This window comes from Fructilactobacillus sp. X8R4C1 (genome assembly GCF_059900905.1).
The window spans coordinates 167,563-193,778 of the sequence record NZ_JBWXVJ010000001.1 but is presented as its reverse complement, the minus strand read 5'-3'; the positions used below and the strand labels follow the sequence as shown (position 1 = coordinate 193,778).

At 36.5% G+C, this 26,216-nt stretch carries 21 protein-coding genes and 1 riboswitch; of the genes, 10 read left to right on the top strand and 11 right to left on the bottom strand.

The window, feature by feature from the left end; genetic code table 11:
- Positions 1-402: 402 nt before the first annotated feature.
- Complete coding sequence (locus AC6UDA_RS00905) at positions 403-936, top strand: hypothetical protein (RefSeq protein WP_500694586.1); 534 nt, start codon at positions 403-405, stop codon at positions 934-936.
- Between the two features lie 71 nt (positions 937-1,007).
- Here AC6UDA_RS00905 and AC6UDA_RS00900 read toward each other — a convergent pair whose 3' ends face one another.
- From AC6UDA_RS00900 to AC6UDA_RS00880, 5 genes are all read right to left on the bottom strand, one after another.
- Positions 1,008-1,637: a class A sortase gene (locus AC6UDA_RS00900; protein WP_500710468.1), complete on the bottom strand. Its 630-nt coding sequence runs from the start codon at positions 1,635-1,637 to the stop codon at positions 1,008-1,010.
- A 71-nt stretch (positions 1,638-1,708) separates the two neighbouring features.
- Positions 1,709-2,857: a glycerate kinase gene (locus AC6UDA_RS00895; RefSeq protein WP_500710466.1), complete on the bottom strand. Its 1,149-nt coding sequence runs from the start codon at positions 2,855-2,857 to the stop codon at positions 1,709-1,711.
- A 97-nt stretch (positions 2,858-2,954) separates the two neighbouring features.
- Positions 2,955-3,194, bottom strand: a complete 240-nt coding sequence (locus AC6UDA_RS00890; RefSeq protein ID WP_500696311.1) for a DUF2922 domain-containing protein — start codon at positions 3,192-3,194, stop codon at positions 2,955-2,957.
- 14 nt (positions 3,195-3,208) lie between these two features.
- Complete coding sequence (locus AC6UDA_RS00885; RefSeq protein WP_500694590.1) at positions 3,209-3,412, bottom strand: DUF1659 domain-containing protein; 204 nt, start codon at positions 3,410-3,412, stop codon at positions 3,209-3,211.
- 68 nt (positions 3,413-3,480) lie between these two features.
- A complete protein-coding gene (locus AC6UDA_RS00880) occupies positions 3,481-3,996 on the bottom strand; it encodes a sigma-70 family RNA polymerase sigma factor (protein ID WP_500710463.1) in 516 nt (171 codons plus the stop codon).
- A 309-nt stretch (positions 3,997-4,305) separates the two neighbouring features.
- Between AC6UDA_RS00880 and AC6UDA_RS00875 the strand changes: the two genes are divergently transcribed.
- From AC6UDA_RS00875 to AC6UDA_RS00865, 3 genes are all read left to right on the top strand, one after another.
- A complete protein-coding gene (locus AC6UDA_RS00875) occupies positions 4,306-5,676 on the top strand; it encodes an AbiH family protein (protein WP_500710460.1) in 1,371 nt (456 codons plus the stop codon).
- A 231-nt stretch (positions 5,677-5,907) separates the two neighbouring features.
- Positions 5,908-6,504, top strand: a complete 597-nt coding sequence (locus tag AC6UDA_RS00870) for a hypothetical protein (RefSeq protein WP_500710458.1) — start codon at positions 5,908-5,910, stop codon at positions 6,502-6,504.
- Positions 6,505-7,057: 553 nt separating this feature from the next.
- Positions 7,058-7,155: riboswitch (THF riboswitch) on the top strand.
- Between the two features lie 47 nt (positions 7,156-7,202).
- Positions 7,203-7,748 (top strand): folate family ECF transporter S component, encoded by a 546-nt coding sequence (locus AC6UDA_RS00865; RefSeq protein WP_500696001.1) that lies wholly within the window; start codon positions 7,203-7,205, stop codon positions 7,746-7,748.
- Between the two features lie 103 nt (positions 7,749-7,851).
- On the opposite strand, the gene AC6UDA_RS00860 is transcribed toward AC6UDA_RS00865, so the two are convergent.
- Positions 7,852-11,865 (bottom strand): BspA family leucine-rich repeat surface protein, encoded by a 4,014-nt coding sequence (locus AC6UDA_RS00860; RefSeq protein WP_500710456.1) that lies wholly within the window; start codon positions 11,863-11,865, stop codon positions 7,852-7,854.
- Positions 11,866-12,418: 553 nt separating this feature from the next.
- On the opposite strand from AC6UDA_RS00860, the gene AC6UDA_RS00855 reads away from it, so the two are divergent.
- The 4 genes from AC6UDA_RS00855 (at position 12,419) to AC6UDA_RS00840 (ending at position 17,328) form a co-directional block, all read left to right on the top strand.
- Positions 12,419-13,159, top strand: coding sequence for an ion channel (locus tag AC6UDA_RS00855; RefSeq protein WP_500710454.1), 741 nt, complete (start codon positions 12,419-12,421; stop codon positions 13,157-13,159).
- Between the two features lie 298 nt (positions 13,160-13,457).
- Entirely contained in the window at positions 13,458-13,592 is a 135-nt protein-coding gene (locus AC6UDA_RS00850) for a hypothetical protein (protein ID WP_500694145.1), read from the top strand.
- Between the two features lie 168 nt (positions 13,593-13,760).
- A complete protein-coding gene (locus AC6UDA_RS00845) occupies positions 13,761-16,493 on the top strand; it encodes an LPXTG cell wall anchor domain-containing protein (protein WP_500710451.1) in 2,733 nt (910 codons plus the stop codon).
- 160 nt (positions 16,494-16,653) lie between these two features.
- On the top strand, positions 16,654-17,328 hold the full coding sequence (locus AC6UDA_RS00840) for a hypothetical protein (protein WP_500710448.1): 675 nt from the start codon (positions 16,654-16,656) through the stop codon (positions 17,326-17,328).
- A 1-nt stretch (position 17,329) separates the two neighbouring features.
- Here AC6UDA_RS00840 and AC6UDA_RS00835 read toward each other — a convergent pair whose 3' ends face one another.
- Complete coding sequence (locus AC6UDA_RS00835; RefSeq protein ID WP_500710446.1) at positions 17,330-17,980, bottom strand: hypothetical protein; 651 nt, start codon at positions 17,978-17,980, stop codon at positions 17,330-17,332.
- Positions 17,981-18,110: 130 nt separating this feature from the next.
- On the opposite strand from AC6UDA_RS00835, the gene AC6UDA_RS00830 reads away from it, so the two are divergent.
- Together AC6UDA_RS00830 and AC6UDA_RS00825 are read left to right on the top strand one after the other, a co-directional pair.
- Positions 18,111-18,347: an AbrB/MazE/SpoVT family DNA-binding domain-containing protein gene (locus AC6UDA_RS00830; protein WP_500710443.1), complete on the top strand. Its 237-nt coding sequence runs from the start codon at positions 18,111-18,113 to the stop codon at positions 18,345-18,347.
- A 181-nt stretch (positions 18,348-18,528) separates the two neighbouring features.
- Positions 18,529-18,714: a hypothetical protein gene (locus tag AC6UDA_RS00825; protein ID WP_500710439.1), complete on the top strand. Its 186-nt coding sequence runs from the start codon at positions 18,529-18,531 to the stop codon at positions 18,712-18,714.
- 136 nt (positions 18,715-18,850) lie between these two features.
- Here the strand turns inward: AC6UDA_RS00825 and AC6UDA_RS00820 are convergent, their stop codons facing one another.
- The 4 genes from AC6UDA_RS00820 to AC6UDA_RS00805 all read right to left on the bottom strand — a co-directional run bounded on the left by AC6UDA_RS00820 (position 18,851) and on the right by AC6UDA_RS00805 (position 26,089).
- Positions 18,851-21,457, bottom strand: a complete 2,607-nt coding sequence (locus AC6UDA_RS00820) for a DEAD/DEAH box helicase family protein (protein ID WP_500710437.1) — start codon at positions 21,455-21,457, stop codon at positions 18,851-18,853.
- Positions 21,457-23,184, bottom strand: a complete 1,728-nt coding sequence (locus AC6UDA_RS00815; protein ID WP_500710435.1) for a DNA methyltransferase — start codon at positions 23,182-23,184, stop codon at positions 21,457-21,459. The genes AC6UDA_RS00820 and AC6UDA_RS00815 overlap by 1 nt, the downstream gene beginning before the upstream one ends.
- A 69-nt stretch (positions 23,185-23,253) precedes the next feature.
- A complete protein-coding gene (locus AC6UDA_RS00810; RefSeq protein ID WP_500710431.1) occupies positions 23,254-25,146 on the bottom strand; it encodes a DNA methyltransferase in 1,893 nt (630 codons plus the stop codon).
- 19 nt (positions 25,147-25,165) lie between these two features.
- A complete protein-coding gene (locus tag AC6UDA_RS00805) occupies positions 25,166-26,089 on the bottom strand; it encodes a hypothetical protein (protein WP_500710429.1) in 924 nt (307 codons plus the stop codon).
- Positions 26,090-26,216: the final 127 nt, after the last annotated feature.

Sequence of the window (26,216 nt, the reverse complement as noted above, 5' to 3'; positions counted from 1 at the left end):
TATTTAAAAGCAGTAACAAAACTCACTTTCAATCTAAGAAGTAAGTTAAAAAGTACATAAGTACTTTTGTTTCATGGAAATCACAACTAGTAGATCAGCTAATCAAATTAATTCCACCAGAACAAGTATGTGAAACCTTTAAAAAAATTTAATTTGTTATGTACGATCGAGTCCAAAAATAAGAATACTTCTTGTGATGTACATAAAAACTGATTTATAAAGTTTACATCGGTACTCATGCAGGAAACTATAAAGGATATCATATTATAATTGCTATAATACAATTCACATTCAATGGTCGCTTAATGTGTAAAAAGCCTTAATTATCCAAAAGAGTTAAAACAACTCTCGCTAGTGAGTAACTCTCTTAGAATGATTTATAGCAAAATTCTGGAGAAAAATATGGCAACCAATGTAACCAAGGACTTAATCGCAAATGAATTTCTAATTCAAGCTAGTCACAAAAGCATCTTTGATATTAACGTGAAATCACTAACAGACTCGGCTGGCGTATCAAGAAAGTCCTTTTATAATAATTTCGAAAGCATTGATGATTTAATCACTTACATTCAAACCACATTATGCAATCAAATTGATGAAGAATTTAATAAGGAAAGCGATCCAGACGACACCTACGTCAATAATTTGATTAATTGCCTACCGGAGCTTGTGTATAAGTATCGCGATCAGATTCGTGTCCTACTCAAACCAAGCCTCAAGGGGATTTTCATGGCTTTTTTACTGAAAAAGTATAAAAGTAACATTATGAACAACTCACCCAACTTTCACGTTAAACAAAAGATTCCCAAAAATATGATTATGAATCTGCAGGCTCAGGCCTTTTTCTTTATTTTGGAGATGTGGATTACCAGTCCAGTCCCAGAAGCACCCCAATCTTTTGAAAAGAAACTTCGCGAATACTTTCAAGACAATTGATATTATCAACTCACGACACAAAAATACCGTGTCGTTATTAGACTAATAACGACACGGTATTTTATTTTGAACTATTTAATTAATTTACCGGCCACAATCAACCGTTTGGTTTCACCCGGATTCCCAGAAGCACACGTGACTAGCGTGATTTCTTTTTGGTTGCCATTATCATTAATCACCGAGATGTCATCTTCAGAGACAATCTTCTTACTGGTAATCTTGTAGGTATACTTCTTACTAGGATTGGAAAGGTAGATTTTCTGTCCGACCTTTGCTTTTGATAGCGGCGAAAACAACACGTTTGGGTCCTTCATGTGATGACCCGCCAGGACGTAGTTTTTCTCCCCCATCTTTTCGTCCATCTTCATCGTTCCGGCTCCAATCGTTAGATCATCGTCGTTTAGCCCCTTAAAGATGGGTAAATCAATGTTTAAGTCTGGAATCTTGATGCGGCCAATTGCGGGCGACTGCTTGGCCTTTTGACTCTTCATAATGGCGTTCTCGTCGACCGCCTTCACGTTACTAAAATCATAATCACCCTTACGTTGATTTCCGCGCTTAGCCTCCTGCTTGGTGATACTGTTAGCCTTCTGTCCGCCTTGGTATCCAACCCACCATGAAGTAATCTGAGAATTAAAGACCAGACCAAGCCCGACAACGACCAGGACCACAATTAGAAGGTTCCAAAAAAATTTTTTCATTTTCCTACCGCCATTTCGTAAACGTACTCCACTACTACATACGCTTATTCTACCTTATTTCTATTTAAAATCTAAAGTTTCGAACTGGCTTTGATAATTCTTATAATATTCTCGGTGGTACGTTCGATGTTTTCGGGTCCCCTTTTAAGGGCTTCCTCCATTGACGTCACTCCGCCTAAGATGTCAATCACCGACGACACTCCAGCATCGTACAGGTCACTAATTCCTTCACCGATGTGACCCGTCTCAACAAAGACCGGTTTATGGTATTTCTTGGCCAACTTGGCGACTCCAAAGGGCACCTTACCGAACTTGGTCTGAGCGTCAATACTGCCCTCACCAGTGAAAACGCAGTCGGCATGCTTAATCTTTTCTTCTAGTCCGACCGTCTGTTCCACAATCTCAATGCCGGGACGCAACTTGGCCTTTAAAAAGACCATCAGTCCGGCACCAACACCACCAGCGGCACCGCTGCCAGGAACGCTTGTAACGTCCATCCCTAATTTATCGTTAATCACGTGCGCATAACTTCTTAAATTATTGTCCAGTTGCACGACCTGACTAGAGTTGGCACCTTTTTGGGGACCGAACACCGGCGCCGCACCGTTCTTTCCAACCAGTGGGTTAGTCACGTCCGAAGCAACCACAAACTCGGTCTCAGCGATCCGATGATCGAGTCCCGCCACCGAAATGTCGGAGATGCGACCGATTGAGGATCCATTTGGAATAATGACCTTTCCGTTTTCGTCCATGAACTTGACTCCAAGGGCCGTTTCCATCCCGGCTCCACCGTCAACAGTCGCACTGCCACCGATTCCGATGATGATTTTTTGGGCGCCAAAATCCAAGGCAGCTCTAATCAACTCACCAGTCCCAAGCGTGGTTGTGACCATCGGATTACGACGGTTTTCGGGAATTAACTCCAGTCCGCTGGCCTTCGCCATCTCGATGACCGCGGTCTTGCCGTCACCGAGCATTCCAAAGAATGAATCCACCTTCTGACCAGGAATCGGACCATCAACCGTGACGTCAATCTTCCTTCCATGAGTGGCGTCAACCAGCGTGTCAACGGTCCCTTCGCCGCCATCAGCCATCGGAACTTTATCAATGTGGGCCGACGGATCAACGTTGATAATGCCCGCCGCCATCGCGCCTGCCACTTGTTTGGCTGACATACTGTCCTTAAATGAATCTGGCGCTAAAACAAACCGTAAACTCATGCTCTTCCTCCTTTCGAACTTGTTCATCCATTAAACCGATTATAACGCACAAAAAAAGCACTTCATATATAATGAAGCGCTTTTCTGAGCTCATAATTTACTTGGTAGCTGGGACCACCGGTGCCTGGTAGATCGGATATTTCTTAATTTCCACGTAACGAGCACAAACCGGTGTGTTGTACAAGTTCACGCCGTCCTTTTGAAACATCTCGAGTTTGGCAATCCGGTCCATGGCGTTCTTGACCACTTCTTCACCTAGAGTACTTGAAGCGTAACTCAACTTAATGGTCTTGACCTTGTTTTGATCTGATTTAAAAACTAATTCTAAATTTCTCATGTTCATCCTCCTAATTATTCAGCATCCAAAGTATCAGTGGAACTCAACGTTGCCTTTTTAAATGAGTCACCGGATAATTCCGCTAAAATCACACCGAACTGCTTGATCTGGTCTTCTGAAACGTTTTGCACCAGGTTGTTAAAGGTGTGTTTAGCGTCAGCATGACCCTCTCCTGCAAGTGTGTATGTTGCGCTAGTCTTCATCCAATTTCTTTTCATTTTTTCCATCCTCTTCAATTTATTTTGTTAAGGCAGTTGGCCAACCCCTTACACCTACTAGAAACGAATCAATTTGTAAATGTGTTACCCCAATTGACCTTTTTGATAATGTGTTTGCGCCATTGATACAAAGTTTTTCTGGATACATGAAGTTCTTTCGCAATCATCGTCATCGACTGGCCGTGATACAACCGCATCACCAGCTGGCGCTCCCTTTCGTTCAATCGGTTCAAGACTTCTTCAAACATGATGCGCGTTTCGACATCTTTATCACAATCAGAGATGACATCCAGGTCGGTACTATTTTCAACGTCAATTCTGGAGCTCTGCCTAGTTTCCTTCTTTAACAGGTCCAAAAGGTGCCAGTAAACTCCCTGATAAATAAAATTTAACCGACTTTTATCATCGGTGGGATCACCCGGATAGCGTTGATACGCACTCACAAATGCCAGGTGTCCCTCTGACATCAGGTCCTGATATTGATCGTGAAATGGTCTAATTCCCAAGCGTTTCAGTACACCAAAAATCACAACCTCGTGGTCATCTTCCATTAAGAAACGAAACGCTGCTTGCTTGTTATTCATAAAATTGAATCTCCCTATAGTAGTTTGATCCAAAGGCCTTTGTATCAAGAACTAGCATAAGATGGGATGAGAACCAGCACCATCCCGATAAATGGCGGAACTTTGCCGTCAAAAAAGACGCTAGCGAGGCTAACGTCGATAGAGCAACATTGAAAGTGAAAATGGGATTACATTTTTCTTAAAAATACATTTAACTCCCTAAATATTGAATAATTCATAATAATATTAGCTTAATTAACAGATATGTAATGTAAAATAAAAAGAAATAAGTAACAAAATAAAAATTATTTAACTATGGGGTGGATAAAGTTGAGTTTTTGGAAACAAAGAAATAATGAAGATACAGTACTCATCATCGGTAATGGCTTTGATCTTAATTTAGGATTGCCAACAAGATTTGAAGATTATTTGAATGGAGGAAATGAAGATGATAATAAACTCCATATTAAACATATGACCCTTAAGAACGAAATGAAAGAATTCAATGAATTATTAGGTAAGGCAGAAAAAATAATCACAAAAGAAAGAGATAAAGATTATAGAAAAAGTACATTTGAAGAATTAAAAAATACAATATCAATACCGGGAAGACTAAGTTTTTGGGATATGTACTTTTTAAGTTTAAAATATATTGATAATAAAATAAATAATAATAAAAATGAAAAAGTTATTTATAATTTAAAAACGTGGAAAGATGTCGAAACACAATTAAAAAATTTCTTTTATCAGAGAGAAAATATTCCTTCAGATTTAAAGATTTTGGAAAATGGATTAAATGCTTTAAATGGAAATACCATATATTGCCAATCAAGGACAGAAGAGATGGATCCAGAGTACACTTATAGTGTTGATGACATAAAATATAAATACGATATCAAAGATCTAAAAAATATTATACTTCCATTCATACTGAATAATTTTTTAGATACAGATGGAGATACAAATGAATTTACATTACAACAAATTATAAGAGAATTAAATGAACAAACAACAATCTTATTTCCCGCAAAACTTTACAAAGTTCTTTTTACTCAATTAAAAAAGTTTGAAACAAACTTTGGAGAATATCTAAAAACAACAGTAAAAAATAAAAATAATTACGATAAAATTTATAGTAATCAATTAGAAAAATTAACAAATAGCGAAAACTTCAACATTTTAACCTTTAATTACACTCCAATACCGGAAAATAAAAAAATAGAAAACATAAGATACATTCATGGGACAATTAAGGACGACAATGATTTCAAAAATCAAAACATTATAATTGGATTTGGAAGCCAGAAAATCAAAGCTTCTTCACCCCTATATTGGTTTACAAAAACGTATAGAGTGTTTTCAGAAAGCACAAATCATTATGAAAATTTAATTGATAAACAAACTAAAAATATAATTATATTCGGGCATTCTTTAGGAGATGCTGATTACTCATACTTTAAATCAATTTTTGAATCAACAAATATTTATAATTCTAATGTCAATTTAATCTTTGCATATACAAAAACGCAAAAAAATAAAGATGGAAGCACACATAAAAATGAAACTGAAACTTTGAGTAATCAACTAAAAATTTCGATTGATCTTCTTTGCAAATACGGAAAAGAAAAAAATCCCGATGATGAAAATGACCTTATGAATAAAATGTTATTAGAAAATAGGCTTCATCTTAAAGGAATTTAATCAGATAAGAAATAATATCAATTAGTGAAATAATTAACGAATAGAGTTTATTTTGTCAATAACCGTTTGTTTGTGATAAAGTATGTTCCATAATAATACTGGTGTCATGCCAATTTATAAACATTATTGCTTAACTTATTTATCCTTTACGTCATGTTAATTTATAAACAATATGTTAGACTTTCACGCTCTAATCCTGCTATATTGAGGGGCACAGAAAGGAGGAATACCATGAAACTAAACGAGCTAAGAGACGCCCAGTACGTGATCGATCTCGTCTTGATGTATCAGGATGCCTATATCAAGAAACAACAAAAAGAAAGCCTGTACTCATCGCTACCAGTATGCAAACTTAACGATCGTGAAATCATCCGCTTAAATCCATACAACGTCACACCAAACTTTAAAGACAAACGCTCAATTTGGGACTTTGTGCCAAATCACAGTCAACTAAACAAAACTGATGATAACTTCCAGGTCCAAACCGACCAAGTCAAAGACCGTGATGAGGCCAACCGACTAGGATTTATCCGCAATCAATTCTTCAAACAGAAGTGCTACAACGGAGTCAACACCATCGGTGACGAGTTTTCAGGAAACATCACCACGGTCTCAGACGACGAGAGCCAGTTCCACGACCTAATCGACAACCCAATCATGTTAGTAGAGTATGCGCTCAGTTTTATCTCCGCGCTTAATCTTTCCAAACTTGAAAACGCCATTGACGACAACGTTGCCTATCACGTCGAACACTACGACTTAGATCAGGTCTTTAACTTTGAGATTTTTGCCGATGACGACGATTTTAAAATCATCAGTTTTCAATAATTTAATTTTGTAATCACAATTTAATTTCCAGAGACTAGCGCCTACAGACGGGCACTAGTCTTTTTCTTACGGTTCATAGTACCTCATTATGAACTAAAAGTACGTTTAATTTTCTTTTAAAATAATGTATTATTTTTACATATGATCTCAATTAATAATTGGTTCCTGTTAGTATCTTAGATGAATAAATTATTGCGGAGTCTGGTAACTTTTAACAACGGGAGTTCGATTCTTCCCTCTGCACTTAACTACTTATTATGTTTAAATTTTAAAAGTTTAATTACGATCTTTAATATATATGATTTGTACATTCCTCTGGCGGGGCTTTTATAAATAGAAATCATACATAGGTAGTTAATTCCAAAGAGAACTAATCGGAAAGGGACCTTTGATTAATACTTACTTATTAATCAAACCAATTTTCTTATTTTTTCTCTTACCTTAGTCATGGTAGGTCAGCGATGGCTTCGATAATCTGGGTTCGATTCCCAGACTGACCATATTTAACAAAACAATTATCTTAAAAGGAGTATACTTAGAATGTTCTAAAAATTTAGGAGTAGGACCTTGCGCGTTAAGTGTCGGCGGAACGGAATGTGAACGCTGAACGAAAAACTAACAGTTTGCGGTGCTTGGTCCGCATTCGCCACTTTAATTTATGCCAATTTTGGTGGCAGCTCCACTAAGGAGATGTCAGTATGAAGAAAGAATTAGAACATTGGGGGATGCTCCCCCTAAGCACCAAGGGATTAACCTATCTAGCGGTTTTGATGGCCATCAAGATTGTGCTAGGTAAGATTCAGTTTCAGACTAGTTATCTGGAGATTGGATTTGGCTTTATTGCCGCCGTATTTATCGCATGGTGGTTTGGTCCGTTCTGGGCCTCCATCTCGGCAGTAATCCTCGATATCCTGCAATCCTTTATTAATGGGTACGGCTTTTTCATTGGTTACACTTTTACCGCCGTGTTAGCCGCCCTGATATATAGTTTTGCTTTTTATCACCACCAAAAAATTGGTTGGGTGCGCTTGACGATCACGATGGTAATTGTCACGTTAGTGATTAACGTCTTTTTCAACACCCTCTGGATCTCAATCATGTCCAACACGTCGTTTTTCTATTACCTGCCAATCCGGATTGTCAAAAACATCATCGCAACTCCGATTCAAATCGTAATCCTGTACGTGTTAATGAATAATAGAGTCATTCAGCATATGAAACCAAACGTTTTCAAAAGTAAATAATTAATTGGTTAATAAGGACCCTCAAAGTTAAAAACTTTGGGAGTCCTTTTTAGATTCTAAAAAAGCCACTATCATTTAATAGTGGCTTAAAATTTATCTATTTTTATTTAACGCGGTGTTTTAAATCACGAAGAGCCAAAGCTAAAGCAGAACTAATGAAGCCTAGTCCAATGAGTTCTAAGAAAGTAGAAGTCTTTTGTCCGGTTTGTGGCAAAACGTGCTTATTTTTCTTAACGCTCTTTTGGTTGGATTGATTAGTTGCTTGAGGAGCTCGCTTACCTTGGGGCTTCATAGTCATTTGATGACCAGCATTAGTGTTTGAAGGTTGATTTTGATTATTTAGTGAAGTAGAAGTGGTTGTTTGCTTACCTCCATTGGCGATCTCACTAGTCTGATTTGTTGACTGATTAGCAGCAGTTGAACTCTGACCTTCGTTACCAGGAACTGATGGAATTTGATCAGAAGGCTTTGAAACGTGGTCACCATGATTGTCTGGGGTTACCGACGATCCACCGTTATCATTTCCACCTTCGTTATTTGGCGTGCTTGGATTTTCACCATTTCCATCATTGTTGTCATGATTTTCTGGATTAGATGGTTGATTACCACTACCGTTGTTTCCGGGTTGGTCAGGGTTGGTAGCGTTCTTAGATAAAACTGTTACTGGTACATAGAAGGTCTTTCCGTTTGAGGCCGAAATGGCAACCTGGTACTGACCCGGTGCCTGATTGTTAACCTTGGAAGTATCCACTTTAGTAATTGTTGCGGGTGTGCCGTCTTCGTTTGTGGCAGTAGCTCCATACGCTGCGGCGTCAGTAGGAACGTTGTCACCAGTATAGATGGTAATTCCATGAGCGGTAATGTTGGTTTGGTTAGCTAAAACTGTTACTGGAACAAAGAAGGTTTTGCCATTAGAAGCACTAATAGCAACCTGATACTGTCCAGGTACTTGGTTATTAACCTTAGATGTGTCGATTTTAGTAATCGTGGCTTTAGTGCCGTCTTCATTAGTAGCGCTTGCACCGTAGGCAGCAGCGTTAGTTGGAACATCGTCGCCAGCGTAAATGGAAATACCATGAGCGGTAATGTTAGCCTGATTTGCTAAGACAGTGACCGGAACAAAGAAGGTCTTACCATTTGAAGCACTAATGGCAACTTGATACTGTCCGGGTACCTGATTGTTAACTTTTGATGTATCAATTTTGGTAATCGTGGCTTTAGTGCCGTCTTCGTTAGTAGCGCTGGCACCGTAAGCAGCTGCATCAGTTGGGACGTTATCGCCAGCATAGATGGAAATACCGTGGGCAGTGATGTTAGCTTGATTTACTAAAACCGTTACGGGAACAAAGAAGGTTTTGCCGTTAGATGCAGAAATTGCAACTTGATACTGTCCGGGTACCTGATTATTGACTTTAGATGTGTCAATCTTGGTAATCGTTGCCTTTGTGCCGTCTTCGTTTGTGGCAGTAGCTCCATACGCTGCGGCGTCAGTTGGTACGTTGTCGCCAGCATAAATGGTGATTCCGTGAGCTGTAATGTTGGCTTGGTTGGCTAAAACCGTTACTGGCACAAAGAACGTCTTACCGTTTGATGCGGTAATGGATACTTGATACTGGCCGGGTACTTGGTTATTAACTTTAGATGTGTCAATTTTGGTAATCGTTGCCTTTGTGCCGTCTTCGTTTGTGGCAGTAGCTCCATACGATGCGGCATCGGTTGGAACGTCATCGCCGGCGTAAATGGTGATGCCATGAGCAGTAATGTTAGCTTGGTTGGCTAAAACGGTGACTGGGACATAGAACGTCTTGCCATTTGAGGCAGAGATGGCAACTTGATACTGTCCGGGCACTTGGTTATTAACCTTGGATGTATCAATCTTGGTAATCGTTGCCTTTGTGCCATCTTCATTGGTGGCGCTTGCACCATAAGCAGTAGCATCAGTTGGAACGTTATCGCCAGCGTAAATTGTGATGCCATGGGCCGTAATGTTGGCTTGATTAGCAAGAACAGTGACCGTAACCGTCATGCTTTGACCATTGGAGGCCGTGATGGTTACTGGATACTGACCCGGTACTTGGTTATTAACTTTGGAAATATCGATTTTGGTAATGGATGCTTTTGTGCCATCTTCGTTGGTAGCTCCAGCGTTATAAGCCGCAGCGTCGGTTGGGACAGCATCACCAGCGTAAATAGTAATTCCCTGAGCATGAATTGAGGATTCGTCTTTCACTGGATTTCCCCAAACCCATGTTCCGGGATGAGCTTCACCGTTGGTTAATTGGTCTGAAGATAAGGCATTCTGACCAGGAATCACGTGGCCATTGGCGTCGACTTGAACCCAACCAGCGTATTGACTAGGAACCGCTGGCAAATAGGAATCAGACAAACCAGTTTCATTACCTAACTTGAGCTCACTTAAACTTTGATCGTTTGCAAGCATGTCAGTCGTGTTAGTGGTTTGGGTATCAAAGTTGGAAAGGTCCAAACTTTTAAGGCCAGAGCAGTTGGCAAACATGTTACTCATCGATGTCACGTTACTGGTGTCCCAATTGTGAAGGTCTAGTTGGGTTAGAGCATTATCATCCTGAAACATAAAGTCCATATTTTTCACGTTACTGGTATCCCAGTTGGTAATTCCACTTAAGTCCGTGATGCTTTGATCACCGTTAAACATGTAACTCATGTCAGTTGCTTTACTAGTATTTAAGTTTGAAAGACCTTTGATGTTGAAGTCGTCAGTTAAAACACCGGTTCCGCAGAACATGTAAGCCATATCAGTTACATGACTGGTATTAAAACTACTTACATCTAATCTTTCCAATCGATAAGTAGATTGGAACATGCTGTGCATTACTTGAGCACTACTAGTATTTAGTTTATTTAGACCGTCGATACGCTTCAAAAATTGATCATCTTTAAACATGTTATAGAATCTAGTTACTTTTGAAGTATCAATGCCACCAAGGTTTACATATTCAAGCTTAGTTCCGGTCATTCCATCCAAACCAGCGTTGGTATAAAACATAGCATCCATGTCGGTTACATTACTGGTATTCATTCCCGTCAAATCGACCAACTTAAGTGCATGGTTGTCTAAGAACATATTGGTCATTTTGGTACAGTTCGAGGTGTCAAGGTTGTACAAGTTTTGATAATCTTGAACACCACTCCAATAAGCGAAGAGACCGTTAGCGTCATCAACAATTACCTTGGAATTAAAGACAACGTGTTGCACTTGTTTATAATTTTTTTGCAACCAATCATCAAGTTGAAACTCGTTGCCTAAGTCTCCACCGTCATTAAATGAGAGTGTTCTAGTTTGGGCATCATAAACATACTTAGCAGAACCCCAGGTTCCCTGTTGCGTCTGGTCAGCTAATTGAACGTTTTTGACGGATTGAGCATTAAATTGAACAGCTTGGTTATTTTGAACGTTGTTAGCAACTGAATTAGCTTGATCATCAATCTTTTCGACTGGTTTTGGTTCTGGATTCGTTGGAGCAACAGCCGTTTTATTTTGGTCAACCTGTGGTTGGTCAGTCTTGACTGGATTAGTTTGCTTCTTCACACCCTGGTTATCAGCGTTTTGATTGGTAGCTTTTTGATCGGTTACTTGTGATTTGTCGGGCTGAGCATTTGAAGCATCAGTCGTTTGATTATTAGTCTGTGATTGGTCCTGTTTAGCAGGATTGGCAGTTGATTGACCATCATTTTGCTGGTCATTTGATTGCGCAACTGCTGGTTGATCGTTACCGTTTTGGTTTTGTGCTGATGGAGTAACGGTGTTCTTTTGAGTCGTTTGTGATTCCGCTTGCGCATTAGTTGCTGCAGGTTGACTTGATTGGTCATTTGGCTGCTGCTCGTTAGCAGTCGGTTCTTTATCAACCTGAGTTTGATTATTAGTTGTCATTGGGTCAGCTTTAGTAGCATTTACAGGAACTGCGCTACCCGCCGCTTGTGCATCGGTTTTCACATTATTTGCAGCTGGTTGAGCGGTGGTATCAGCACTTACTCCAACGGCTAAACCAGAAACGGTAGCAAAGGTCACCAGCCCAGCGACCATCCACCGCTTTCCAGCTTTATACATTTTGAAATGTTTCTTTGGATTACTTAACATAAAAACTCCTCCCACTCCATTTAAAAACACGCTTTGTGAAATAATAATAATTACAATCACGGCCGTTAAGGTCCATTGCCAATCAAGTAATTAATTAATACTTCACAAGAATAACGTGGTTTGAACAAAATTCACGAAGTATTTTATGAACAATTTATTAAAAATTAAAATAATAGACGGAACAATTCGTAGAGTGGCAATAATTTGAGTACATCATCACAATTTAGATGGTTTTAAAATATATGTTACATAATATAATATTTGTAACTTTTAGTGTTGCTTGTAGGTAATTTGTGAAAAATAATTATGTGATTTCCATAATAATTTAATAATCATTATTCGATTATAATCGCCGTCTGGTGTGCAATTTCTCTGATTATAATTTTTATTCCATGATAAAAATTGATGTATCACAACATTATTAGCAATTCAAATATGAGAACAAAAACAAAAAGAGTTCACTATCATTTTTGGTAGTGAGCTCTTGAAGTTGTTATAAACGATCCTAAGGACTGGTAAAATAAATATATACTATGTGATGGGTGATGTGAACGTGACTAAACCAATTATCAGAAATACCTACGATGCAATGATTATCTTGTTAGCAATTATCTCCATTGTGCTGACCGTTCTTCAGTTCTTAAATAAGCTTAATCTTGACGCTGAACCATACGTGGCTATTGACGATGCCATCTGGCTGATTTTCACCGTCGACTACTTCGGTGGTCTCTTGCTTGCCAAACCAAAATGGCGGTACATAAAAACTCATCTGTTTGATTTACTCGCAATCATTCCGTTTGGGTACGGCTTATCCTTCTTCAAAATCTCTCGGGTAACCCGATTAACCCGCATCTTCCGACTTTTCAGAGTCGCGGGTGTCCTTGGCAAATTCAAAGAACGAATCGAACGGTTTCTTAAAACCAACGGCTTTATTTACCTATTACTCATATGTACGATTATTATCTTGCTGTCAGCCAGCCTCTACTCCATCGTCGAAAACACGTCGCTCACTAACTCGATCTGGTGGGCAATTGCGACCACCACGACCGTTGGTTACGGTGATATTAGTCCTAAGACCGAGATTGGGAAGGGAATTACCGTCGTTTTGATGCTGGTTGGGATTAGTTTTGTAGGGATGCTGACAAGTACCCTCACTACCTTCTTTTCCAAGGAAACAGACCACGGACCCGTTTCAGAGGCAGATGAAATCCGCGAGTTCAAAAAGTTGATGGATGATCACATCATTACTAGAGAAGAGTTTGAACGAAAGAAGCGAGAATTGTTGAGAAAGTAAAGTACTTTTATCATCAGAAATAAATTAATTTAATATTATACACAATGAGATTGAAAAAGTATTTTAAATACTTTCATACTAGTGTATTGTAGTAAATGTAGTAAGGAGGTGATGACTATGGCCTCATTTGAAAATAAAAAAGCCCAGAATTACTAAGTTAACTGTCAAAATAAACTTAGAAATCATAGGCTTCAAAATTGTTTTTAAATGGTAATTCATTTAGGGAGCGATTTGCGCTCGCTCCTTACTACATTTTTAGTATAACACACTATCACCAATTACATATGGGAGGTATGACATGAAAACGAGAGAATGGAAAATTGGAAAGCACATAACCATCACGATGACACCACATCGGCCAACGTATAAAGACTGGCTCGGATTAGCCTTAATCGTCTTCATCATCGCTTTGATTATTTGGTGGCTCGTTTAACTCCAAACTGAATATGATTAAACCAGCGCTTTACGCGCTGGTTTTTATTTATTGAAATAAGACCAACTCACATAATTATCATTTTTTACTTAAAACAATTGTATTATAAAAGTCCTTATAGTATTATCAATTATGCAAAATAATTTATAAGCAGAAAGGACTTATGTTATGAGTAAATTTATTAAATATGATAATTGTAAGGTATCAAAAGATGATAGTCATCAGTCGCACGTGAATCCAGTAAGGCTACATAAACGTTGGCTAAGGATTACTACTAGAAGCGCTTTGGTAGCGTCGGGAGTGTTTGCAGTGGGAGTATTCAACAATGCTGCTAGTGCAAACGTCCAGACGCAACCCACTAGTCAACAACAAAATGGCACGTCTAATGCCGTCTCAACTGATCAAAACCAGGTCACAAATGACCAGACGGCTGTAAACACCGACCAAAAGAACGTCGACTCCGACTCTCAAGCCATAAGTAATCAACAGGGTGTGGTGAATAAGGACCAAGCTGCCGTTGACCAGGCCCAAAAAGAAGCGGCCGATGCCACTCCCGAAAACATCAAAAAGACTCAGGACCAAATTAATCAGACCGATAACGACATTAAAAAGGACCAAAGTCAAGTTGATAACGATCAAAAAGCCGAAAATGACGACCAGGCGACCGTGGAAAAAGATGAGAAGAACGCTGATAATACTCAGCAGGCCCAAAACCAAGCCCAGAGCGCCGTTAACAACGACCAGAACCAGTTAAACCACGATACTGACGCTCAAAATCAAGCGCAAAGTGCCGTTGACAACAACGAACAAAGCACCAAGGATGCCCAACAAAAACAAGACCAAGCGAAGCAACAAAAAGCGGATACTCAGACCACGCTTGACAACCTAGACAAGTGGCAAGCCGCCACTAAGAAAAAGCATGACGAGGCCGAAAACAACGTTAAACACGACCAAGATGCCATCAATAAAACGAACCAGGACATTAGTAACGCGCAAGATGACATTAGTTCATGGAACTCAACCCTTAGTGACGCTCAGAGTACCTTAAACGACGAGAAACAGTCTGAGAGTGCCTTTGAGCAAAGCATTCACATTCCCGCTGGCATGACCTTACAGGGCTTTCAGCAATGGAAGCAACAACATCCAAACGAAAACGCATCCGACTGGTTCAACCAGTTTGATAATGCGGCAATGGCCGCCAACCACTACCAACCGAGTGACATTGCGAAACAGGATTATGTCCAGGTTGGGACTAACAGTAATGGCCAGGAAACCCCGCAATTCACCAATAATCAAAAACTCGAAATGGCAGAATACGTCCAATGGCTCATTAATCAAATCCACAAACAGTTTGGTACCACGGACATTGCAATCGGTGGTTATAGTATGGATTACTTTATTGACAACTTGATGAACGCTTATAACCAAGATGATTGGAACATTAGTAACAAAAATGGTTATGACGTCAACGCCATCAACAACTTGGCAGCCAAGTATGGGCTGAAAGTTTACCCCGGAGCGGACGGTTATGAAATCGTTACCCCTGGTAACATGACCTTTGACAACTACACCACTATGGATACCATCTACTCCAAACTTTACAGTATAATTATGAACTTGCTGTTTAATGACAGTCAGGAATCGGATGCCCACGAGATGAGTCTTTTAGGTCTCGACCCGCAGACCGGAAACGTCAATAATGACAAGTACCTTGGCATCGGCGTTGATAACTATGGTCAAGTTCACTTGGTCTTGATTAGCCCAAGTCAAATTCAGGATTCGACTAAGTTTAGTGTAACTGATACAGGTATCGTGACTCCCGAAACACTGGAACGCCAAATTGATGACACGCTCGAATTAATCTCAGATTGTAAAGGAGCAATCAAACGTGCCCAACAAACGCTAGAAAACTCACAAAACAAGCTGGGACGTCTGACCAATCAGTTAGGTAACGATGAAAAACAAGTTACCCAGTATGATCCAGATAAATGGTCCGCCAACATTCACAAGGCCAAGGCCGAAATCAACGACTTGAACAAGCAGATTGCTCAGCAGCAACAGACCATCGACCACAACAACGCTGCCCTTCCTGGCTTGCAGAACAAGTTAGCCCAAGCCAAACAGCGGGTCGCAAACGCCACCAACCAACTCCATAACGATCAGGACAAGTTGAAGAAGGAAACGGCCGCAAACGAACAGGCGCAAAGTGATTTAGACAAGGCCACCCAAGACCTCATCAACAAACAAAAGGATCTTGAAAAAGCAGAAAAGCAATTGCAAGATGACCAAGCTAAACTGGCCGCCTTACAAAAACAACTGATTAATTACCAAAATGAAGCCAATAATTTAGCGAACGCCAAGGCCAAACTTGCCAACGATAAGGCGAAGTTAGCCGACCTCGAAAAACAAGCGGCCTCCGATCAAACAGCTTTGGACAAGGCTAAGAGTGACCTAGCAAAGGACCAAGCCGCACTGGCTCATGACGAGCAGGCTGCTAACCAAGCTAGTGATCAAAACACGACCAAAAAGGCGCACGCTCAAATCATCAACCACGCCATTGACCGGGCTCAACGGACCACAAAACCACGGACAACTTACATCAACCACACGGAAACGGTTCGTACTGAAAGCGCCCAGACCAATACGTCCGGTGTAATCCCGTTAACCGAAGTTAAGTACCGAATCAGTAAACAAGTCGGTAATCATTTGACCACCTCACCGCTTGCTTATCGTCAATCTGTCAAGGTTGATAAGCTGACGAGTAAGAAGCAGGGAATTTCAAACGTGACCCTTCCTCAAACCGGCCAATCAAATACTACTTGGTTGTCAATCGTCGGACTTCTCACGGCTCTGATGGGCATCTTTGGATTAGCTGACAAGCGCCGTAAATACCTCAAATAATCTTTCACACATTGAAACACTAATAAGCCCTAGTGATGATCACTAGGGTTTATTTTTTAATCGTGCTAATTGTGTTTTATTTTAAATAATCGAAATTCATGAAAAATTGCTCCCTAAAGTGCGTATCTAAATAATGAACAAACAAAAAAGGAGAGATATCATGGAATTAAATGAATTACCACTGAATCTATGTGAACCACTTAAGCGAAAGATGCGCAACGAATTCGCGGTCGACATCAACTCGATTTTACCGTCACAGGTGAACCGGAAACTGACCACCTACACCATTAACTGGGATTCGGTCCTGTTGCTCATCAATTTAAAGGACGCCCGCAATCAATTTAATTCCCTCGTCGTCGACCGTGTCTCAGGCTTTACCCTCGTAAAACAAACCACCAACGTCTTAATGAAGGAGTTGTGGCAAAAGAACCACCTGTCTCTTGCGAAAATCAAAACGCTGGCGAGTCACTGTCAGATTAAAAAGAATATCCCATACATCAGAAATGACGTTCAACTCCTGCGCTTAAAGTCCATTGACCACTGCAAGCGCAACACGTCGTGGGTCGCCTACCACAACCTCAATCATGTGATTCGCAAGGGTGACGACCGCCTGGAACTGTACTTCAACGACATTGTTACCCCAATCTATCTGGACGGCTCTTTTCCCTTCATCAAGAAACAGGAAGAGTATTCATACAAAATCAGAAGTCTGGAGGAAATGATATCCAGACAAGTGAATAACTTGTTTGGCTGTCAAGATGGTGGAAATTCTAACTATCACGGTCCGACTTCAGGTGGATGCGGATGGGAAGACTTAAGTAATCTATTAAAATAATTTAGTAGTCTTTAACGTACCGAAACTCGTGATGATACTTGCGACCAGCTAACTTCTGCGCCAGTTGCCTACTACGATAAAAGTGACCACCCTCGTTCATGTTAACGATCGGGTTCACTCCGTTATTCACATACGTCAGCATGTCAACGTGGTAGTCGTCGACTTTTTGGCGTCGTTCCTGCAGGTAAATCCCATCCCCTGTTGATTGCGTCCAACCGTAAAGATTAACGGTGGCCGCCCTTCCCTTTGGACCTGATTGCCAAGGGATGTAACTCATATTACGTAACAACGACCAATTTTCGGTCTTTTTGATGTAACTGTTACTTAGTTTAGTGCGATTGCCAATTTCCTTAAAGTGGGGCTTATACTTGGTTTGATGGATCGTGACACGATATGTATCTGGTTTGGAATCGACATCATAAATAGTCGCTGAACTCGTCCTTTTCGTGTTGCGGATAACGCTGTATTGCTTGGTTTTAGTCGAATATGAGTACCAAGTCCCACGGAACTTCGCAGGAAAACTGGCCATACTCATGCCTTTACTGGCCGGCTTCTCATGAGCATGATGCAATGAGGCAAAACCCGCGCCAGTTAAGACCATCACTAACAGTATCAATACTCCAGTAACGATGAAATATTTATGCTTTTCCATGGATCCCCTCCTGATTAAAGTTAAGTAATCAATATCAATGAATAATCATTACAGTTTAAGCATAGCTCATTGAGGGTTTAGGTACCAAGTAAGATCGTCATTATACAAACTCTTAAAGGAGGAATTACTAATGAAACTTAGAAAAGTTGGAAATAAAAGTGTAATTACGATTCCAAAAAGATTTAACTACCCAGAAGGTACTGATTTTGACATTAAAAAAGAAAAAGATGGATCAAAGTTAACGCCTAAACATCGAAATCCATTTGAAGGAACATGGTATCTAGATGGACTAGATGAAAAACAAAAGAAAGCCCTTAGACAAAGGGAAGAGTTAGGTAAAGCAATGGGAAGAGAGATAGTTAAATAATGTGTATATCTGGAAAAGTAACTCCAGTTTCTACAATATTGTTACTGTAAAAGAATAATAGTTAAAAGTTATTCAGAAAACCACTCTAAAATAAATTTATTATTGTTTATATGCCATGTATCTTATAAAATAATATTAAATATAAAACTAAATTACAAACTTTAATAGCAGAAGAACTAATTTGGACAAATTTAAAAAAAATAATAATAGACAAGATCCAAGATATAAAACAGCCTCAAAAAAAGAAGCCGAAGATTTTATTAATAGTGGAGCTACTAAAATTCCCTTTACTATACCATTTCAAACAAAAACAAATATTGAAGACGGCCTAAATTCATTTATATGGATAAAAGATGGAAAAAATTAGTAGAAGTAAATGGAACTAAACTAGCATCTGACGGATCATCATCAAAAAGCTATCATTGGCTTTGCGAATAAATAAAATTCTTCTAAAACAGAACAAGGATTATTCTTTAGTAAGAATAATCCTTGTTTTTTAATACTTATAAAATGCCATCTTCATTTAATTCTTTTTCGATTTCTCTACTATCACCCTTTGTAAAGAACTTGACCCCGTATAATCTGACATTATCATTTTCTTTCATAAAAGTTATATTATTTGGATCGATACTTTCTAAAAGTTTCTGTTTCCATTCGTCTCTATCAAGTAATTGTTCACCCTTAGGCTCAATATAAACTTGATAACAATAATCAGAATTATCCATGTACAAGACAAAATCTGGCATAAATCCTGAATAATGCATTGGTTCACCTTTAAATTGATGCAACTTAAAGTCAGTAGCACGCTCATCTATTCTAAACAAATAAATATGTGAATAGTACTTTTGCAATCTTTCTATCAACGTACCGATAAAATTAATTAGATCCATTTCTAAGCCATCAACTATAGCATTATCAAAAACAAACCAAGACTTATGTTTTACCTCATCAGAATATGGTTGAATTTTTTCTCTAAGTGTTTCGTTATCATTAAAATTCTTAGAAACAACTTTAGTATAGTCCCTTACCACTTCTTTTACCGGAATTGGTTTAAACACCTTAGTCCCAATCTGTTTATGAAAATTCTCAGTAATCTTTCTTTGAACATAACCTAGAAATTTTTCAATTGCCATCAACTTTTGTTGTTTGGAAAGATGTTCTTGAACACCAGGTGAAACATAGGCATTTAATCTAATTTCACCTAAATAAGAACTTGAAGTAATAAATTCATTTAAAGATCGTAAAGAGGGAATGTATGTCTTTAAAGTTGAAAATCGATAGAAAATATTTCTAGCCATAGCTTTCTTGACTATTCTGTGATCATCACTCGGTCTAAGGACAATTCTTTCTTCCTTTTTATCTGAATTATCATCTAACTCATTGTAAACGGACTCTGAAGTACTATTCCTGAGGTCAACGTGGTGAATTTCTTTCATACCAATCCCAAAACTACTTAAACTATTTAATTCAGAATCTGGAACTTCCCTTACTTTGTTAACAAACAGATTTCCTTGTTGATATGCTGATGTTTTTTTAAATTCGTTTTTAACATTCGCAGTATAAGTATTTACTTCCGAATCATCATGAGTAGGCAAATCCATATTATCTAATGATTTTTTCAAATTAGATAAATACTTTGGATCATTAATTGTATGATAATAAAGATTCTCCAACAGCTGAAGATCATAAGAATCATTATCAAATCTTCGTTGATAGCTTTTATTATTATCATATTCAAATGGATTATATCTTGCACCTCGTCCAATTAGCTGTGCTTCACTATTAGTTTGTTTAATTGTTGTAGGCTGTTCTCCTATACGAACAATATCATACAAATTAAGAACATCCCATCCTTCACTTAATTTTGCAACAGCGAAAATAACCCTAATCGGATTATCAGGACTTTCAAGTGAATTAATTTCCTTTAATTGTTTACTATCCTTAACACCTTGTTTTCCCTCATTAACGTTAATAGTGTTTGTGGGAGAAAAGTCTCTCTTTATTTCCACAATTGCTTTAGCTAAATCCTGTCTTAACCAATATTTATAAGCATCCTTTAAAGCACTACTTTGGCTAGATTTTAATTGTAAAGAAATAAATTCCCTTAAATCTTCAACATTTAAGTGCTCAATCATTTCATCAAATTCTTTGTTAGCTTCTTTTGATATAGAAATTTTATTAGATTTAAATAAAATTACCGGTTTAAAATCGGAAATATGATTTTTTATAGCAATTCTTTTTCTAAATTGACTTAATAGGACTACATTAAGCATTTTGCTTTTATCATCATTATTCGCTTGTAGTCTATATACATTCTTTGAGTATCCTTGATGGATAAAATCACTTAGTTTATATTGATAAATAATTTTATCTTTATATTTATCGTAAATAGATTCATTTTGAAGATCAATCGTTGCAGTAAACTCAAATTGTCGATTTTCTTTGTTAGCCTCAAGGACGTTACTTAACGTATTTTCCCAAGAACGATCTTCAAGTGCCTGTTTTCCTTTAGTATTAGCACTAAAATGATGTGCTTCATCAGCTAGTATGACTATTTTATTATTACTTAATTCTTCTTTAGTAATACTGTTTTCACTGGGATCATTTAACTCATTAGCTAGTGTTTGAACAGTAGATAAACAAATATATATTGTTCCAGGATTAGGATTATGTGGGAAACGCGTTACTTGTTTTATATCAATTTTTATTCCATTAATCGTAAAGTCATCTTTAAAAAGATATTTAGAAGAAGATTTATTAATTAAATTTTCAATTGTTTTTGAAATAACAGAATTTGTATTAACAACAAATAAAAAATTTTGATATCCAAACTCAGCATACATATATAAAATTATAGCTGCCATTAGATCAGTCTTACCACTTCCTGTGGCCATATTAAACAATAAATGATTGTATGATTGATTAGCATTATCTTTTCTTTGAGTATCATCTAAAAATTCCCAGGCTTCAATTTGATAAGGCCTTAGTGTATGTTTTAACCCAGTTTTTATATAGTCCGGCAAATTAACACGTTGGTGAAAAAGATTTTCTCTAACTTCACTTCTAACTTTATCCATTAATGGTAGAACTTTTTCTTTTCCTTTTGACATTAATCTTCACCACCCTTATAGAAACTTTCATTAAATTCATAATCACTGTGTGACATAACTTCCCGAACATTCTCGTCATTTATATCACTAAAATTATAATAAAGCTGATTTTTGTCTAACATTTCTAGCAAGACTTTTTTCTTTTCATCAATATTCAAATTATTTTTATACTTTTTTTCATAATTATTTAAGTCTACTCTAAAATCAATGTCAGATGTCTTTTTCATTTCTTCAAAAACTTTGTCTAAATTCTCATTATCATATGCATTTTGAATTTTTTGTATAAACCTTTGATTTTTCTCCATTAACTCAAGATAAACAAATGATCCTCCCCCATTCCAATTAACATCTTTATCTTTTGAAATGCCAGATTGTTTTCCCTGAATATCACTAATAAGTCTACTTAACTCTATATTTACTTGATTATTAATTTGTTCAACACCAATAAATTTTCTATTCATCTTTAATGCAGTTGAAGCAGTAGTACCTGATCCATGAAAAAAATCTAAAACAATGTCTCCAGGATCTGTAGACATTTGAAGAATTCTTTTAATTAATTTTTCCGGCTTTTGTCCAGAATTACCAAAACCCTTCTCAATCTCAGAAAATGCTTTATTTTTTTCTTTGTATGCTTGAGGGTTAGCATATATTTGTTTAATATCATCCCAAACTGTTGTTAAAGGAACGCCATTAGATTTATCTAAGTATTGTTTTGTCCAAATTGCATTACCATTATTATCTTTTCCACGCTGTCTACGTCTATATCTTCTTCCATCTTCATCCTCATATTTAAACCACTTCAAATAATTGTTTGAGTAAGGTGTATATAATTTATGTTGTTTTCTATCAGAATAGTTTTTAGAATAATGAAGAATATAATCATGTACGTTCACAGGTTTTGCACCTGCAGCTCTTCCACCAGATGCGGATCCATATGACCAAATTATTTCTTCAACAAAATTGTTCTCACCAAATATAGAATCCATTAAAACTTTTAAATAATGTGATTCATTAATATCTATGTGAACAAAAATATTACCATCTTCAGATAATAATTCTTTAGCTACCTCTAACCTATTTTTCATAAACGTTAGCCATGCGGAACGACTAAATTTGTCATTATATTTAAAAGTATCATTATGCGTATTAAATGGTGGATCAATATAAATCAAATTAATCTTTCCACTATATCTTTTTAAAATACTGTGTAGAACTACTAGATTATTACCTTTAATAATAAGGTTATCATTATTAAAAACATCTATTAAATTACTTCCATTATCATCATACTTAGTAGCCTTACTAAATATTTTAGGCTCAAAAAGTTCATCTATTTCTGGTTTGGCAATAACTTCATTTAAGAATTGTTCATTATTATCATTGTTGTCTCCATCAGACATATTAGCCTTTAACACTGAATCTTTAAATGGAAATGTTAAGACAACATCATCGGAATCATCAATAAATTTTCTATCATTATTAGTTAAACCAATTTTATTTGAATACTTTGTAAAACTATTTTCCCAAAAATTCTTATACTGAAACATTTTAATAAATTTATTTAAATCAAAAACATCAGTTCCATTAATACTTTTAACATAATGCTTTTTGATTGTTTCATTATTCAATATTTTTTTCATAAGTGGTCCATTGAAATTATCTAAATCTTCTATTACCTTAGATTTCTTTGTACCCCCCCCCAGCTTCATTGATGTATTTATTTCCAAAAGATTTTAGTATTTGTTTTACTTCGTACATAACAGATGGCTCAGTATTCATTTGTTCCTCCTAAATTATTAATTCTTATAAAAACTTTCATTAAATTCATAATCGTCTTTTGACAACATTTTTCGGATATTTTCATCATCAATATTACTAAAATTATAATAAAGTTGATTTTTATCTAACATTTCCAACAAAACTCTTTTCTTTTCATCAAAATTTAGATCGTTTTTATAATTTTCTTCGTACTTATTTATGTCTACTCTAAAATCAATGTCTGAAGATTCTTTCATTTCATTAAACACTTCATCTAGATCTTTATCATCAACAGCATTTTTAATGGAACGGACAAATTTTTGATTTTTCTCCATTAACTCAGCATAAACAAATGAACTTCCACCATTCCAAGCAACATCTTTTGAAATTCCACCTTGTTCCCCATCAATGACTTTTTGCAATCTTGGGACAGACACAGTGTCGATGTAATCCATTTGTTCTATACCAATAAATTTTCGTTTCATTTTCATGGCTACTGCTTGAGTGGTTGCAGAACCCATAAAGAAGTCCAAAACAGTATCTCCTTCATTGGATCCCAACGTTAAAATTCGTTGGATTAATTTTTCGGGCTTAGGAGTCCCAAAGACACTCTTACTATTAAATAGTTTCTTTATTTCTCTTTTGGCATCTTGATTGTGTCCTACCTCTTGATATGTCCAAAGAGTTTGAGCTACTACACCAGTATTAGTTTCAGATAAAAATCTTTTAACCCTGGGAACATTTTTACCATCATTACCAAACCATATTCTGTTATCTTTTCTTCTTTTCTTAAATTCATCTTCTGAATATAGCCAACTTCTTCCATCAGGAGGAAGAACAACTCTTCCAGAGGGAGTAGTAATGGGATATATATTGTTTTTAACAGCTGGGCCAACTGAAAGATTATCTGATTGCCATCTTCCCCTTGGATCATTATCAGGATTTTTATATCTACTATTTGCTTCTTCACTTCTAGGTAACTTATTAAGTGAAAAATCATCGGAATTATTTTTTGCATAAACCTCAATATAATCGTGACTTTTAGAAAAAGTCTTTTTTAAATTTACTGGAGCATAAGCCCGTTGCCAAATAACCTCATCTAGAAAATTATTTCTTCCGAAAATAGAATCACATAATACCTTTAAGTAGTGGCTCTCGTTATCATCAATAGATATCCATATTGTCCCTTGATCAGCAAGCAGCTCCCAAGCTATTTCAAGTCTGCTTTTCATAAACGTTAACCAAGCCGAATGAGTAAATTTATCATTATATTCAAAATCCTTCGTAGTATTATATGGAGGATCAATATAAATCATTTTTATTGATCCCTCATATCTTTTCTTTATGCTATATAAAGCAATAAGATTATTACCCTTTATAATGAAATTATCATTATCATCGAAATGATTAGTAAAATGATGACCTTCTTTATCATACTTAATCGCATTTTTAAATATTTTTGGCTCTAGCATTTCATCTATCTCAGATTTAGCAAGTACTTCATTTAAAAATTGTTCATTAGTATTACCATCAGGATGTTCTTCACTCATTCCGCCTTTTAAAACAGTATCTTTAAAGGGAAAATTTAATACTACATTATCTGATTCATCAATAAATTCATTACTACCTTCTTTAGACAAACCAATCTTATTTGAATATTTTGTAAAACTATCCTCCCAAAAATTCTTATATTGGAACATTTGAATAAATTGATTTAAATTGAATACATCTGTTCCGTCAATATTTTCCACATAATACTTTCTGATTATTTTATTCTTTAACAATTTTTCTATAAGCGGCTTATTAAAATTATCCAAGTCTTCAATAACTTTAGACTTTTTTAAACTGCCATTTTTAGATATGTATTTATCATTAAATTCTGATAGTACATCCTTTATTTGCTGCATTATCTGTGTATCTGATCCATTCATATATAAAACCCCTAATTAATTATTCTCCATTAACCTTATAATCTTCACTTTTAACATAATAGTCAAAATATAAACTCATAAGCCCATTAAACATCAAATCACAAAGCTTTTTATCAGTATACCCACTATTAAAATGAGAAATAGCATTTCTACCCATAAACAACATTTTTATAAATGTTTCTTGTCTTGATTCTAAATTTATTGGATCACGTTTAAAAGCTCGCAAATAATCCTTAGCTGTCGGGTCTTTGGATAAATTTTGTGAAGTAGCCATTCCATAATTATCTAAAGTAAGATACATTAAATGCTCAATTAATCCTCCTATTCCAGCTGCACATATATACCACTTTGAATGATTATATGCATATAAACACTCTTTTAGTTCATCAGTAAATTGATCATCATTAATTCCATCAACAATTTTATCATATTGAAGAATATCGGCATAAAAGTCCTGTTTATCAAACTTTAATTCATCATTTGGTATTGAAGTTAATATATTTTTTGATTTTTGATATTCTTTTCTAACCCAATTATCCATCAATTTAACTAATGAATTTTCAAAATTATATTGCGGTTCTAAAATAAATAGTTGATCAGGTCCATCAATAATTTCTCCTGGATCATCTATAACATGTTTTGTCACAAGATTATCTAAGATATCTGTAGGATCTATTGATTTAAAATCATAATTATCTGTTTCATTGATTTTATCAATAATTTCAAGCTCATCATTTTTTGATATTACAGAAAACACGGTGTAAGAAGTATCACCAGATCCACCTAATGTTAAAGCGGGTTGAGTTGTTTCTAAAACAATAATTTTAAGTGAATGAGTCATCCACGGAAATATATTCTCATCTTCAGGAACCTTTGTTTGTCTTACTTGCTTTTCATACTCTTCTTTAGCTTTTTTTAGTAATTTTTCTTCTTTTTCGTTCATTTTTCATAACTTCCAAGCTTTTTAAATTTGTGAATAGTTTTATTTTATCATTATTTATAAGTTATCTTAATAATAGTCAATAAACAATTAACATTTTAGAACTGCCATTCATTCAATATATTATTGC